At 56.9% G+C, this 14,445-nt stretch carries 9 protein-coding genes; 8 read left to right on the forward strand and 1 reads right to left on the reverse strand.

What is annotated here, in order from left to right:
- Positions 1 to 17: 17 nt before the first annotated feature.
- The 8 genes from ACGY09_RS05270 to zwf all read left to right on the forward strand — a co-directional run bounded on the left by ACGY09_RS05270 (position 18) and on the right by zwf (position 13,043).
- Entirely contained in the window at positions 18 to 2,174 is a 2,157-nt protein-coding gene (locus ACGY09_RS05270) for a glycoside hydrolase family 32 protein (protein WP_397570748.1), read from the forward strand.
- A gap of 300 nt (positions 2,175 to 2,474) precedes the next feature.
- On the forward strand, positions 2,475 to 3,236 hold the full coding sequence (locus tag ACGY09_RS05275; RefSeq protein ID WP_397570749.1) for an alpha/beta hydrolase: 762 nt from the start codon (positions 2,475 to 2,477) through the stop codon (positions 3,234 to 3,236).
- Positions 3,237 to 3,352: 116 nt separating this feature from the next.
- Positions 3,353 to 5,389 carry a redoxin domain-containing protein gene (locus ACGY09_RS05280; RefSeq protein ID WP_397570750.1) on the forward strand — a complete coding sequence of 679 codons (2,037 nt, stop codon included), beginning with the start codon at positions 3,353 to 3,355 and terminating at the stop codon, positions 5,387 to 5,389.
- A 23-nt stretch (positions 5,390 to 5,412) separates the two neighbouring features.
- Positions 5,413 to 7,776: an RND family transporter gene (locus tag ACGY09_RS05285; RefSeq protein WP_397570751.1), complete on the forward strand. Its 2,364-nt coding sequence runs from the start codon at positions 5,413 to 5,415 to the stop codon at positions 7,774 to 7,776.
- A 411-nt stretch (positions 7,777 to 8,187) separates the two neighbouring features.
- Positions 8,188 to 9,258 (forward strand): ligase-associated DNA damage response exonuclease, encoded by a 1,071-nt coding sequence (locus ACGY09_RS05290; protein WP_373651309.1) that lies wholly within the window; start codon positions 8,188 to 8,190, stop codon positions 9,256 to 9,258.
- A gap of 753 nt (positions 9,259 to 10,011) precedes the next feature.
- On the forward strand, positions 10,012 to 10,353 hold the full coding sequence (locus ACGY09_RS05295; protein WP_397570752.1) for a hypothetical protein: 342 nt from the start codon (positions 10,012 to 10,014) through the stop codon (positions 10,351 to 10,353).
- Positions 10,354 to 10,485: 132 nt separating this feature from the next.
- Positions 10,486 to 11,310 carry a purine-nucleoside phosphorylase gene (locus tag ACGY09_RS05300; RefSeq protein ID WP_397570753.1) on the forward strand — a complete coding sequence of 275 codons (825 nt, stop codon included), beginning with the start codon at positions 10,486 to 10,488 and terminating at the stop codon, positions 11,308 to 11,310.
- Between the two features lie 155 nt (positions 11,311 to 11,465).
- Positions 11,466 to 13,043, forward strand: a complete 1,578-nt coding sequence (gene zwf, locus ACGY09_RS05305) for a glucose-6-phosphate dehydrogenase (protein ID WP_373651306.1) — start codon at positions 11,466 to 11,468, stop codon at positions 13,041 to 13,043.
- Between the two features lie 606 nt (positions 13,044 to 13,649).
- Here the strand turns inward: zwf and ACGY09_RS05310 are convergent.
- Positions 13,650 to 14,243 (reverse strand): carboxypeptidase-like regulatory domain-containing protein, encoded by a 594-nt coding sequence (locus tag ACGY09_RS05310; RefSeq protein ID WP_397570754.1) that lies wholly within the window; start codon positions 14,241 to 14,243, stop codon positions 13,650 to 13,652.
- Positions 14,244 to 14,445 lie beyond the last annotated feature (202 nt).

Raw genomic sequence — 14,445 nt, forward strand, 5'->3', positions numbered from 1 at the left:
TTGTGAGGAGTATGTTTGTGAAAGTGATCTGGTCAACCGTTTGTATCGCCGCCTGGGTTCTGGCGATCCCGTTTGCCGAAGCCGCGGACCCCGTGCTCATTGCCGATTTCGAAGGTGCCGACTACGGCAATTGGAAAGTGACCGGAACCGCGTTCGGGGCCGGTCCGGCGCAGGGGGCGCTGGCTGGCCAGATGTTCGTCGACGGCTTCTCAGGAAAAGGGCTCGTCAATTCGTTCACCGGTGGAGACAACGCGACGGGGGAACTGGTTTCTCCTCCATTTAAGATTGAACGGAATTTCGTCACGTTCCTGATTGGTGGCGGTGGCTGGGAAGACGAAACCTGTATCAACCTGCAGGTTGACGGAAAGGTCGTCAGGACCGCCACCGGCCCCAATACACAGGGGGGCGGAACGGAACGCCTGGAGCCGGCAGCCTGGGACGTTCGCCCGTTTCTGGGGAAAGAGGCCGTCATCGCCATCATCGACCGACGCCAGGGGGGATGGGGACATATTAACGTGGATCAGATCGTGCTGACGGACGACCGCGGTACCGCTCCGTTGTTCAAGCCACCCGTTCCGCTCGTGCAGAACGTCACTCGTGAACTTGTCGCCGAACATCAGTGGCTGCATTTCCCCGTCAAAACTGGAGCTCGATCACGCGTCGTCACTGTCAGTGTGGATGGAAAAGAGGTCCGTCGCTTCGATATTGAACTGGCTGATGCCGAACCACAGTGGTGGGCTCCGCTCGATATCAGTCCCTGGGCCGGTCGAAAGCTGACCATCACAGCCAATTTCCTGCCAGAAAATTCAAAGGGACTGGAGACTGCTAAACAGTCAGACACGCTGCTTGACGGAGAGAATCTGTATGCTGAACCGCTCCGTTCGCAGCTCCATTTTTCACCCCGTCGTGGCTGGATGAACGACCCGAACGGGCTGGTCTATTTCAATGGCGAATACCACCTCTTCTTCCAGCACAATCCGTACGGCTGGAATTGGGGAAATATGCACTGGGGCCACGCGACCAGTCGCGATCTAGTCCATTGGAAGGAACATGGCGAAGCCCTCTACCCGGATGACATGGGTCCGATGTTCAGCGGCAGCGCCGTCATCGACTGGAAGAATACCAGCGGCTTCGGCAAAGAGGGAAAACCACCGCTGGTCCTGATCTACACCGCCGCCGGTTCTCCGACAGTGCAGTGCATCGCGTATAGCCTGGACGGACGAAAGTTCACGAAGTACGAAGGAAACCCGGTCGTCAAAGAATTCACGCCGGGCAACCGCGATCCGAAAGTCTTCTGGCATGAGCCGACGGGCCGCTGGGTCATGGTCCTTTACGTGGAACTACCGGGTAAGCTGCATACGGTTCACATCCTGACTTCCGCCAACCTCAAGGAATGGTCGCTGGAAAGCGTCGTGAAGGGGGGAACCGAAGGGGACACGTTCCTGTATGAGTGTCCGGACTTGTTTGAACTTCCCGTCGATGGCGATGCGACCCGGAAGAAATGGGTTCTGACGGCAGCGAACAGCGTCTATGCCGTTGGCGATTTTGACGGTCGAACGTTCGCGGCCGATTCGAGCCGCGTCAAAGATGTACAGGGGATTGGTTTCTACGCCGCCCAGACGTTCAGCGATCTTCCCGGTGGCAAACGGATCCAGATCGCCTGGATGCAGGCCCCTTCACCGGGAATGTCATTCAATCATCTCCAGACACTTCCCTGCATCTTAAATCTGGTATCGACGCCGGACGGTCCGCGACTGTCGCGGACTCCGGTTCCAGAACTGGTGACGCTGCGCGATGGACCCAATCAGGCCGACAAACTTTCCACTTTCAGATCCGAGCTGATTGAACTCATTGCGGAATGGGAACCGAATGCGGCGGAAACGGTCGAGTTCCAGATTCGTGGTGCGAAAATTCAGTACGACGCCGGGAAGCAGGAAATTGTCGTGAATGGCCACCGCGCAGCAGCGCCGCTTGTCGGGGGCAAACAACGCGTGCAGATCTTCACCGATCGGACCGCACTGGAAGTTTTCGCCAGTAACGGTGCCACCTACGTGCCGGTACCGTTTATCGCCAAGCAGGACGACCAGTCGGTATCGGTCCAGTCGAACGGCCAGCCAGCAAAGCTCAAGTCGCAGGAAGTCTATCGATTGAAATCCGCCTGGAGCGGAAAGTAGTGCAAGGGTGAGGTCGGGGCCCAATCCGCGCCGAAACCGGTCCGGACCAGTCCAGACCAGTCCGGTGGCCACCGGGCCTTTGCCCCAGTTCCCCGATCGAGCTATCCCCCTGGACCTGCATCGTCCCCCCGGGTCGACCTTCCGCTCGCCGAAACGGCCGTGGACACGGCCGACAGGAAAGGATGCAGGCAATGACCAGGGGGTTGTGCAAGGCCCGAAATCCGCTGGGAAGGCACCGTTGCTTTTGTGGTGGACGGGAAAAGTTCTTTTTGCGGAAGATCCTTGGGATACGGAAATCCAATGACCAGTTTACTCGACCTGCCGGCCGTGAGCGGATGCTACCTCTTTCCTCAAAGTCGCACGGTCCGCAAAGCGTGGATGGTTCCCGTCGATGGAGCGGAACTCGCCTGTGTTCACCATGTCATCGACCCGGCGCGACTGACGCTGATTCATTTCCATGGCAATGGAGAAGCCGTGGCCGACTATGTCCCCTGGATGGCGGAAGAACTCGCAGCACAGGGACTGAACTCGCTGTTTGTTGAGTACCGCGGCTACGGAGCCTCCACCGGTGAAGCACAGCTTGTCGCCATGCTCGGTGACGGCGAAGCGGTGATGAAAGCGGCGGGACTGACTCCTGAACGAGTCATCGCCTTCGGGCGGTCAATCGGCTCGCTGTACGCGATCGAACTTGTCCATCGGCAACCGACCACGGCGGGGTTGATCCTGGAAAGCGGAATTGCCGAACCGGCCGAACGGTTTCTCAAATACGCCGACCTCAGGGGGACGGAGTTGACGCCTCAGGATGTGATGGACGAAGCCCGACGCCGCTTTCATCACCGACAAAAGCTGTCAGGGTATCGAGGCCCGGCGTTGCTTTTGCACACCGTCAACGACGGAATGGTCGAAATTTCCCATGCGGAACGCAACCTGGAATGGCTGGCAGGCGATCAGAAAAAGCTGATTCGATTTTCCGCAGGGGACCATAACCGGATCATGGAATGCAACGCACAAGCTTACTTTGATGAAATCGGTGAGTTTGTGAAATTGCTGGAAATCGGATAACAGTGATGGACCACGAGACACAGTGACTTGATCCTGCGGCGTGATGCAGAGTCTTGATTCACCGTCGTTCGAGTCCCCCTCGGGCTCAGTAAGTTGGGTGTCAGAAGGACCGGAAAATGTCACGATTCTGTTGCCTGTCGCCATGGATGTTGTGCCTTGGAGTTTTCATCAACGTCGCCGGGGGTGAGGATCGCGTTGCTCTGCCGGGAGCCGGGCTGACGATCCCTGCTTTCAGCCTGACCGATCTCAGCGGAAATGCCGTCAAAGTCTCTCCGCGAGAGAAGGCCCGGCTGACGGTCGTCTGTTTCCTCGGAACGGAATGCCCGCTCGCACGACTCTACGCACCACGTCTCAGTCAGTTGGAGAAAGAGTTCTCGGCGCAGAAAGAGGCCGATCGGCCGCTGGTCCGCTTCATCGGGGTCAACAGCAATTCGCAGGACTCTCAGGAAGAAGTCTCCGCCTTCGCGAAGGAATACGGAGTCACCTTTCCGCTGTTCAAAGATCCGCTCAATCAAGTGGCCGATCTGTTCGGTGCAAAGCACATGGCGGAAGTGTTCGTCCTCGACGAGGATTTCGCTGTTCGCTATCGGGGGCGGATCGACGATCAGTACCAGCCGGGCGTTTCCCGTGGGCAACCGACACGGCAGGATCTGCGTGTCGCCATTGAAGAACTACGGGACCGAAAACCCGTAAGTGTCCCCCAAACCGAAACGACGGGCTGCCTGATTGGGCGCGTGAAGATTCCGAAGTCCCCTTCGCCAGACCAACCCGTGGTGACTTACTGCCGGGAAATTACCCGCATCCTCAACCAGCATTGCGTCGAATGCCACAGGCCCGGCGAGATTGCCCCGTTCTCGCTGACCGACTTTGAAGAGGTCAAAGGGTGGGGCGAGACAATTCTCGAGACGATCGCTGCCGGCAGGATGCCGCCGTGGAATGCCAATCCGGAATACGGGCACTTCCGCAATTCACGCTTGATGCCGGAATCAGATCAGAAACGGATTCGGGAGTGGGTGGAAGCCGGAATGCCTTACGGCGATGAGTCACAGCTTCCCCCGCCTGCGGAATTTCGTGACGGATGGCAACTGTCGCGGGAACCGGACCTCGTGCTGAAAATGCGGGACAAGCCATTTAAGGTCCCGGCCATTGGAACGGTCGAGTATCAATACTTCGTAGTCGATCCGCATTTTGAAGAGGACCGCTGGGTCTCGGGGGCGCAGGTCATTCCCGGCAACCGACCGACAGTCCATCACTGTATTGTCTTCGTGCGACCACCCGATGGGATCGACGTACGAGGCGTGGGATACGTAACCGGGTACGTCCCGGGGCAGCGCAGCTTTACCATGGCACCGGGATACGCCCGCCGTGTTCCCGCCGGGTCCAAACTTGTCTTCCAGATGCATTACACCCCCAACGGAGCTCCGCAGGAAGACCTGACTCAGATCGGATTGACATTCATTCCCGAGTCGGAAGTGACCCACGAGGTTTTCACCTTGCTGGGGATCGATCAGGAGTTCGAGATTCCGCCTCATGCGGCCGACTTTGCAGTTCATTCCAGCGTTAGCTGGTTCCCTAAACGGGCTGAGCTGCTCGCGATCGTCCCGCACATGCACGTCCGGGGAAAAGCAATTCAGGTGGCAGGTCGACGCGGGGACTCCGTCCAGACCCTGCTGGATGTCCCGCGCTACGACTTCAACTGGCAGCATGTCTATGAACTGACCACGCCCCTGAAGCTGGATCAACTCGACGAATTGATGTTTACGGCCCACTTCGACAATTCAGCGGGGAACCCCGCGAATCCGGATCCCTCACAGACCGTAACGTGGGGAGACCAAACGTGGGAAGAAATGGCAGTGACCTTCTTCGAAGTCTCTGAGCCACGGGATTCTCAACAGGAGAGCGAGCCTCAGGCGAGCAAGCGGAAGCTGATCGTCAAATCTGCATCGGAGAAAGTCAACACGCAATCGGTGGAACAATTTGTGACCGATTTCTTCAAGCGGTTCGACAAAAATCAGGACGGTGTCGTTGAGAAACACGAAACTCCGCTCGGCTTCCGCAGGTACGCGTTCTACCAGTATGACAGCGACGCCGACGGAAAACTGAGTCGTGAAGAGATTCGGTCAGCAGCAGAACGGGGCCGGCCTCAACGATAGAGCACACGGAACGAGGGTCTGGATTGTCAATTTCGCATAGCTTCGGACGCTCGACCGCCTGGATCGTCGATCGCCCCATCTGGGCCGTACTGATCCTGGTCCTGATCACTTCCGTCGCCACGGTGGGCTACATCGACCCTGACCTTGTCAGGAATCTATTCCTGCCGAAGCCCGTCGTAAACGAAGCGCCAGCCGCCGCCCCGGCGGCACCGACCGAGCAACCGGTTGTGAAACCCCGTCCGCAGGTCGAAGCACTGGATCTCACCCGATCCGATGCGATCCTGGTCATTGAGTCTGATTCGATCTTCACACCCGCGGGCGCTCAGGCCCTGCGTCACATGGTCCAGTCACTCGAGTCACTTCCGTACGTCTGGAAGGTGCTGTGGATGGACCGGGTTCCGGTGCTCAATATCTTCGGTCTGCGCGAACCCCTTTTTCCCCACTCACAGGCCTCACCCGCCCGGTTTGCCGCTGCCCGTGAGCACGCTTTGGCGAATCCCCTGGTGAAAGGGCAGTTGCTGTCGCCAGACGGTCGAACATTGATTGTGCTCGTCAATTTTGACTGGCTTTACATCACGAGCGACGATGACTGCACGGTCAACCTCAGGCGGGCCGCCGAACAGGCGTTGGCGGAATTTCCGGAAGTCAAATTCACAGTGGCGGTGACGGGACAGGTACCACTCCGGCTGACGATGGAGCAGACCCATGAAAAGAATAACATCAAGTTTCGCGTGATTGGCTACGGCGTGGTTCTGGTCATGGCGGCGATCCTCTTCCGCGGAATTGTCTCGGTCGTCATTGTGTCGCTGGGCCCCGTCCTGGGGATCTACTGGACCGTCGGGTTTCTCAATTTCTTCAACGTGCAGGACAATCCCTTCAACGACGTTGTATTGCCAGTGATGCTCAGCCTGATCGGCCTGGCAGACGGCGTGCATCTGATGGTGCAGATTCGGCGATTCCATGCGGCGGGAATGAGTGAACGAGTCGCGGCAAAAGCGGGTCTGCAGGAAGTCGGGCTGGCCTGCTTTCTGACTGCCATCACCACCAGCATCGGCTTCTGGTCCCTCTCGCTGGCTCAACACGTGGTCGTTCGGGAATTCGGCTGGAGCTGCGTCCTCGGGGTGGTCCTGACGGTCATCGCGATTCTGCTTGTCATTCCCCTGGCCTACTTCTCAAGGACAGCTCAGTTTTTCCGCCGCGTGTTCGGCCACCGGATCATGGGAATCCGTCTGGAACCTGTGGAGCACAACGAAGGCTTCGTCGAAAAGCACCTGCATCGGGTGACCGGAATCGTCGACTGGGTGCTGAAGCGGCCGAAGCCGATTGCGTGGATGGGCATCGCCGTGACACTCATCTGTGCTGCAATTGCTTCTCAGTTGCGGCCCGACGAGCGGCGGTCAAGCTTCCTTCCGGAACGAGCCGAAGCGACGAAGGCCCTGCATCAGATGGATCGTGCCTTGGGAGGACTGGAATTTTCCGAAGTGAGGATTCGCTGGTCGGCAAACATTCCCTCGGATTCGCCTGAGGTCCTGAAGGTGATCGTCGCAGTCGACGACCTGCTCAAATCCGAGCCATTGATCGGCACGCCGATTTCGATTCGCAGCCTGCTCGATGCACTGCCCGGCGACAGCCCCACGGAAGAACGTGCCTCAATGATCGAGCTGCTGCCTGCACCGCTCAAGCGGGCGTTTTACAAGCCGGAAGACCTGTCCGCGACGGTCACCTTTCGAGTTCAGGACATTGGAATCGCTCAGTACAGCACGGTTTTCGAGCGAATCGAGAGTCGCCTCGCGCAGATCATGAGCGAACATCCTGATTTCCACCTGCATCTGGCCGGGCCAGCAATTCACCGCTGGCGTGATCTTTACCGTATTGCACTGGATCTGGGCTCCAGCCTGGGCAGCGAAACCTTCATTATCATCTGCGTGCTGGGACTGGTCTTCAGGTCCGTCCGCATCGGACTGATTGCCATGATTCCCAACATCTTTCCGCTCGTGATCTGCGCCACGTGGATGGTCTTTACAGGCCAGCCACTGGAAATCGTCACCGTCTGCTGCTTTACCATTTGTCTGGGAATCGCCGTCGATGACACGATTCATTTTCTGACACGGTTCCAGGAAGAACTGCCCCGGTCGAGTTCCCGCAATCAGGCGATCAGGGCATCTTTCGAAGCGGTAGGGACTTCGATGCTGATGACGACCATGGTGCTGGTCGCCGGTTTTGCCACGGTCACATTCAGCGACATGCGAGATCAGCGGATCTTCGCCAGCATGGGGGTGATGACCATGCTGACGGCGATGATCGGCGATCTGATCGTGCTGCCGGCAATCCTCTCGCTTTACGCGGAACCCGCGAAGGGTGAGATCGCGCAGTCAGACAAGACGTGATTGACACCCGATTCGAAAGCGGAACCGAGGTGGCGGAAACCAGGATCTGAAGAGACGTCTTGATGGAGGTCGTACGAAACATTCGTGGATTCGCTGAAATAGAGCCCCCGTACCTGATTCGCTGCACTACTGATTTGCGGGCCGAAAAAACACAGAACCGGTCGCGGGCTGGAACTTGATCGACGCATTTGTGAATCGCGAGAGATGCCGTTAAGTTGCCGTGTGCCCTTCTTCGAGGAACAAGCGCCTGGCGAGGGTCGAAATGCCCGTAGCGTGGCCAGGCTTCCTCGTAAGTTTTCGAGCTATTTCGAGTCCGTGACGGGATACACAGTCAGAACTTCCGCATTCAAAATGCGTCAGTCTCTGCGTGGATAAAGTGAAGCGGAACTCAGTAAAGGAAATCGTTGTCTCATGTCGCGTGAGCCGTTGTTCAAAATCAGTGATGCAGGACTCTTTTGCCCACGTGGGGCGTTCTACATCGATCCGTGGGCCCCTGTCGCGACTGCGGTCATCACTCACGCGCATGCCGATCACGCTGTCCGAGGATCGAAGCGCTATGTCACGGCGGAATCGGGCCGACTGATCCTCTGGTCTCGCATGGGACAGCATGCCCGCATTGAAGGATTGGCGTTCGGCGAATCAATCGATCTCAACGGAGTGAAAGTTTCGCTTCATCCCGCCGGACACATCCTCGGTTCGGCTCAAGTCCGGGCCGAGTACAAAGGCGAAGTCTGGGTGATCTCTGGTGACTACAAGGTGGCACCGGATGCGACGTGTGCTGCATTTGAACCGATCCGCTGCCATACGTTCGTCACTGAGTCGACCTTCGCCCGCCCCATCTTTCAATGGGAACCCCAAGAGGCGACGTTCGACAAGATTCATGCGTGGTGGAAAGCGAATCAGGAGCAGGGCGTCGCCAGTTTTCTCTTCGGCTACGCCTTGGGCAAATCGCAACGGCTGCTGGCCGGACTCGACTTGTCGATTGGTCCCGTCTTCGCACATCGGGACATCGAATCCGTGAACGTCCTTTACCGACAAAGCGGAATCCCCCTTCCCGCCGTGAGAACCCCCAATGCAGGCATGACGCTTGATGAATGGAATCGATCGTTGATTCTGCAGCCACCGGCCGCTCGCTGGACACAGGGATTTCCGCATCTCGGGAATTTCAACACGGGGTTCGCATCGGGCTGGATGACACTGCCCGATGGTCACCGTGTCCGACGCGTTCATCAAGGGTTTCCTCTGTCCGACCATGCGGACCATGCCGAACTGCTTTCGGCGATTGCGGCGACGGGTGCCGAGCGGGTCATGGTGACCCATGGCTACATTGATGAGTTCGTCACGGAACTCAAATCCCGGGGCTACGAAGCCTTGCCAATGCGGACCCCGCGCTGTCGGAAACCGCCCAGAATTCCGGGTGACCAAGCCGCAGAGGGGGGTCGCACAGACCGACCCGTTTCCACGGAAGTCCTCGAGGTCTAAATCACCGATGGCAAACCCGCTCGGTCCAGCAGACAGCGAACCCCGGTTTCTGGGTCCATGCTGGCCGGGCAGTATCTGGTGCAAGCGATTTCCCTGATTCGAATTCCGTTTCAAGGGAGTCCTTTCCCGACGCGAGCTGCCGTACGACTCAATTTCGGTGTCAGCCGCTTGATCACTCAGCCGCAGCACTTACCAGACCATCGGTGGGCAGTGTCCCCTCGTTCCAGGTCCTTCCAGAAGAAGGACGGAAAGCACAGCCCGCACGGACACCGTGAAGAGGGACTCCAGCATCGTCGAGTGCGCTCCCGTCGGCTTCAGATGCCTGGCGATCTGGTGAACGGATGCTAAGAGGTCACGGTCATTCTCTGACTCAATTTCACAAAACGGGCCTGAAGTCCTGCCACGAGAATTCCGAATAGAGCGATCGTGTCAGCAAATGGTCGTAGAAGCACAAAAAACCAAGGTGGTTTTTCATATTCGACAGACCGTCTGACGGGGAAAACCGATCATCCCCGCAGAAAGAAAATTCGATCCGCTTCCCCGCTTGACAACGTAAGACAACTCGACTAATGGTTCTATCGAATTGGCTTTACGTACGAAGAAGTTGGATTGCAAGGCCGAAGCAATCGATCGTTATTGAGGAAGCGCAAGCGATGGGTTGGCAACAATGGCCTTGCAGTTTTTGAATATATGCACTGTTTACTTGTATCAATTGATGCGTTCCGAAAGTCCGAGTATTTGAGGTTTGCTCCGATGACGAGAGTCTTGCTCGAAGAAGAACACGTACTGGCCTCTTGGCTCCCGAAGTCACCTGGAGGAATCTTCTCAGGTGCTTTCACAGATGTAGTTGTTGCACCACGCATGGCTGATGATGACGATGTCGCCCCCGGCGATGACGAAGATGGCTTCGGCGATGACGATGATTTTGAAGATGATGACGAACTCGAAGATCTCGACGACGAAGAGGATCTCGAGGACGACTTCGACGATTTCGATGACGATGAGTTCGACGACGAAGAAGATGATTTTGATGACGACGACGATGATGATGACGATGACGACGATGATGATGACGACGATGACGATGATTACTAATCGTCACTTCGCAGTCTAATGCGTTGTTGTGTTGAATAGATCGCAGCACCGGCCGGCTCACATGCCGACCGGTGTTTCGCGTTTTGATACGCCCCAGTTATTTCTCTCAGTTACCATACAGGAGTCGCCGGAATGCCGTGCTTGTGGGATCAGATCAATGAAGCTACGACCTACCTACGGAAGATCTGGCAGGGGACCCCGAAAGTCGGCTTGATCCTCGGTACAGGACTGGGAGGACTCGCCGAACAGATCGAACAACAGGCCAGCATTCCTTACTCCGAAATTCCGCACTTTCCTGTATCGACGGCGCCGACCCATGCGGGGCGGCTGGTCTGTGGTCTTCTTCGTGGCAAGTCGGTCATCGCGATGGAGGGACGGTTCCATTACTACGAAGGCTATAGTCTTGAACAGGTCACGTTCCCGGTACGCGTCATGCGCGCTCTGGGAGCAGAAGTACTGCTGGTAACCAACGCTGCGGGGGGGATCAATCCGCAGCTGGATCTGGCAGATCTTGTCATTCTCGAAGATCACATCAACCTGATGCCCGACAATCCGCTACGCGGCGTAAATGACGACCGTCTGGGCCCCCGCTGGCCTGACCTGTGCGAGCCCTATACTCGATCGCTGATCCAGATCGCTCGCGCATCGGCACTGGAAGAAGGCATTCACCTGCATAAAGGTGTGTTCGTTGCCGTACCAGGTCCCAACCTCGAGACGCGTGCTGAATACCGTATGCTGAAGGCAATGGGAGCCGACGTCGTTGGTATGTCGACTGTCCCCGAGGTACTGGTCGCCGTTCACGGCGGGATGAAAGTACTCGGCTTTTCGGTCGTCACAGATCTCTGTCTGCCCGACCATCTGGAACCGGCAGACGTGCCGAAGATTCTGGCCAATGCGGCGATCGGCGGAGAAAAACTCGCTAGACTCATTCCCCGTGTGATCGAACACATTTCGTAACCATTTCGCAGGGGCTTGCCTTCGTTTTCTGGATGACGGGGACAATGTCAGGACAATTGATTCCCGCTCCGTGTTCCACGCAAGCCCTTCAGTCTTTTCATGCAGTGGCCAGCAGTCCAGGGCTGGCAGTTAGTGTGCCTTATTAGGAATGTCTCATGTCGGAAAGCAAAGCCCCTTCCTCCTCCAGTGACCCTGCCGAAAAAACGACGTACCGCCCCACGCCAGAAACGGCAAGCGTCGTAATTTTTGGTGCATCTGGCGATCTGACGGCCCGGAAGCTGCTTCCTGCTCTCTTCGACTTATGGCACGATGGATTCCTTTGCGATCGTTCGCCGATCATCGGCGTTGCGCGGCGGGAAAAGACGGACGAAGTTTTCCGAAACGAAATCTTCGAAGCGATGGGAGGACAGTTTCGCGGAGGTGAGATTACCCCCGAACAATGGGCACGCTTCTCAAATCGACTCTTCTATCGGCAACTGGATATTTCCGTCTCCGACGGCTACGCCCAGTTCAAGCAGCAACTGGAGGAAATCGAGCAACAACAGGGGACCGGCAGTAATCGCATCGTCTACATGGCAACATCGCCGGACCTCTTCCTGCCCGCGGTCGAGCACCTGGGTGCTGCAGAGATGATCCCCGGACGGGATGACGAGAATTGGCTGCGAGTGGTCTTTGAAAAGCCATTCGGTCACGACCTGGCTTCGTCACAAGAACTGAGCGGTAATCTTCGCCGGCTGCTTCGCGAACAGCAGATCTTTCGTATCGATCACTATCTGGGTAAGGAGACCGTTCAGAACATCTTGCTGTTCCGCTTCGGCAACTCGATCTTTGAACCGCTCCTGAACCGAAACCATGTTGATCATATTCAGATCACGGTCGCGGAATCACAAGGGCTCGAACGAGGTCGCGGTGGTTACTATGACAACTCGGGCGCGCTCAGAGACGTCTTACAGAATCACGTCCTGCAATTACTTTGCTTGATTGCGATGGAGCCACCTGCCTTATTTAATTCGGATGACCTTCACGAAGAAAAGCTCAAAGTCATTAAGGCCCTGAGCCCGGGAAATCCTGGCGATATTTCGAACTGGGTCGTCTCGGGCCAGTACTCCGCCGGAACTGTCGATGGAAAATCGGCCATCAGCTACTTGAGCGAAGAGCGGATCCCGCAGGATTCCCGCACCGAGACTTATGTCGCGATGAAGGTGCAAGTGGACAATTGGCGCTGGGCCGGCGTTCCCTTTTATCTCAGAACCGGTAAGCGACTTCCTGCACGCGTGTCCGAAATCGCCATCCAGTTCAAACACCCACCGCTGAATCTGTTTAATACGGTGGAGTGTGACGGCGACATGTGCGCATTGGTCGGTGCCAAACCGAACAAGCTGGTGTTCCGGATCCAGCCGAGTGAATCGATCAAACTGTCGTTCTCGACAAAGCGCCCGGGCATGCAGTATCAGATTCATCCCGTCACGATGGACTTCGACTACAAGACATTTACCCAGCCATTGCCTGAAGCGTACGAGCGACTGTTGCTGGATGTCCTTCGTGGTGATTCCACGCTGTTCATGCGCAGCGATGAACTGGAAGCCGCCTGGAAGTTCGTCACACCGATCCTGGATTACTGGAACCAGCACAAGATTGTGCCCGAGCCCTATCGCAGCGGGACCTGGGGCCCACGTGCCGCTGATCAACTGCTGCAGAGTGAGGGCCACAACTGGCGCTCCCCGACCAAGTAACTCGCTACGGCAGAATCGGCCATTAGATTTCCGAAAGAGAAGGCGACCTCTTGACTGGGTGTCAAGAGGGATAAACCTGAAGGCTGGCGACATCTCAAGATGTCGCCAGCTTGCTTTTTCTCAAGCTTGTATGGGTGATGTGCATCTTACGCTGCAACGGGGTTGATCGTTACCCACCCATCGGGAAAGGGATCACCCGCGCCTCGACGGGCTGTGACTTCCGATTTGGGTGAATCACGTTCGGCACGAAGGATCATCGCCGATTGCGCATCCCATCATGCCCGCAGGTGCTCACGCGGAACGACTACGGTAATCTACGACCCGTCCGTCTGAACTGCCTGGCAGCAACCGGAAACGGGCGGAAGGAGTCACGTCCTCTTCGCGATTTTTTGCTCGATCTGATCGACGTTGTTGCGGCGATGTTCGCGATCAATGGTGATCGGCTTTGGGATTTTGGTCCCTCGGTCACGAACTCGGATTTTTGCACCCCGGAATACGAAAGAAACCGGACGTGAGAGTCACGTCCGGTTTCTGATTTTTACACGGGAGTCATCGGAAGGGGTTACCGAAGAGCCGCCGCGTTTACGAATTCAGATGCAATCTGAATCAGGGAGAAGTAGGCGTTGGGCAGCAGTCATCCAGTCCGTTGACCTTCGAGAGCGTGATCGCGCTCAAGACCACTGCAGCAATCACACCAGCGGTCAGCAGAGCGATCGTGGGATCGATGCTGCGGAAACCGCACCACCCACCCGGAGGGCATTCATCGCAATTGGCATACTGACCGCGGGCACCATTGTGTCCCAGAACGATCAACGCATTCTTGCGGGCGGAAGGGGGAGCCGATTCTTCATTCCAGACGCGGAACAGCCCTTCCGTCGTCCCCGAACTCACCTGGTAGGCACCTGGCTTCAGATTGTTGACGGAGAACATCCCTTCAGCGTCCGTTCGGGTCCGAACGATTTCGGCCTTCCCCTGGCGTACGACAACTTCGGCATTTTTGACCACAGCACCCGTGTGATCCACAATTCGACCGGCGAATTCGCCCGTCGACAGTTTCGCAACGTCGGCAGCGACGGAAGCGTGAACCGTGCGGCTCACCTTCGAGGTCGCTTCGGCCGCTTGAATGGTCGACATCGGGACGACCATCCCCATCGCGGCGAGAGTGACGGAGATACCTCGAACCAGCTTTAAGATCGGCATAACCCCTCCTTGTTTGTCCAGCGTAATTAAGATGACCCGCGTTCGTGTAGTTAACGATTGAACCGACCCACCCGGCGGGCGATCCTCGATTCACACTGTGTAGCAAGAGTTCTCTACAGCTCGTGCGGGGGAGTGAATCCCAGCGACGTTGTTATCGTCCGTCAGAGTCTGTCGAAAACAAGCTCTTCGGAGTTGCAGGAAA

The sequence above is a fragment of the Schlesneria sphaerica genome (genome assembly GCF_044336245.1).
In the GTDB taxonomy this organism is placed as follows: Bacteria; Planctomycetota; Planctomycetia; order Planctomycetales; family Planctomycetaceae; genus Schlesneria; species Schlesneria sphaerica.

Bases quoted from the DNA above. Each gene is read 5' to 3' on its own strand.
- ACGY09_RS05300 (WP_397570753.1), top strand. From the start codon at position 10,486: ATGCCGTGCTTGTGGGATCAGATCAATGAAGCTACGACCTACCTACGG.
- ACGY09_RS05280 (WP_397570750.1), top strand. From the start codon at position 3,353: ATGTCACGATTCTGTTGCCTGTCGCCATGGATGTTGTGCCTTGGAGTT.
- zwf (WP_373651306.1), top strand. From the start codon at position 11,466: ATGTCGGAAAGCAAAGCCCCTTCCTCCTCCAGTGACCCTGCCGAAAAA.
- ACGY09_RS05275 (WP_397570749.1), top strand. From the start codon at position 2,475: ATGACCAGTTTACTCGACCTGCCGGCCGTGAGCGGATGCTACCTCTTT.
- ACGY09_RS05290 (WP_373651309.1), top strand. From the start codon at position 8,188: ATGTCGCGTGAGCCGTTGTTCAAAATCAGTGATGCAGGACTCTTTTGC.
- ACGY09_RS05310 (WP_397570754.1), bottom strand. From the start codon at position 14,243: ATGCCGATCTTAAAGCTGGTTCGAGGTATCTCCGTCACTCTCGCCGCG.
- ACGY09_RS05295 (WP_397570752.1), top strand. From the start codon at position 10,012: ATGACGAGAGTCTTGCTCGAAGAAGAACACGTACTGGCCTCTTGGCTC.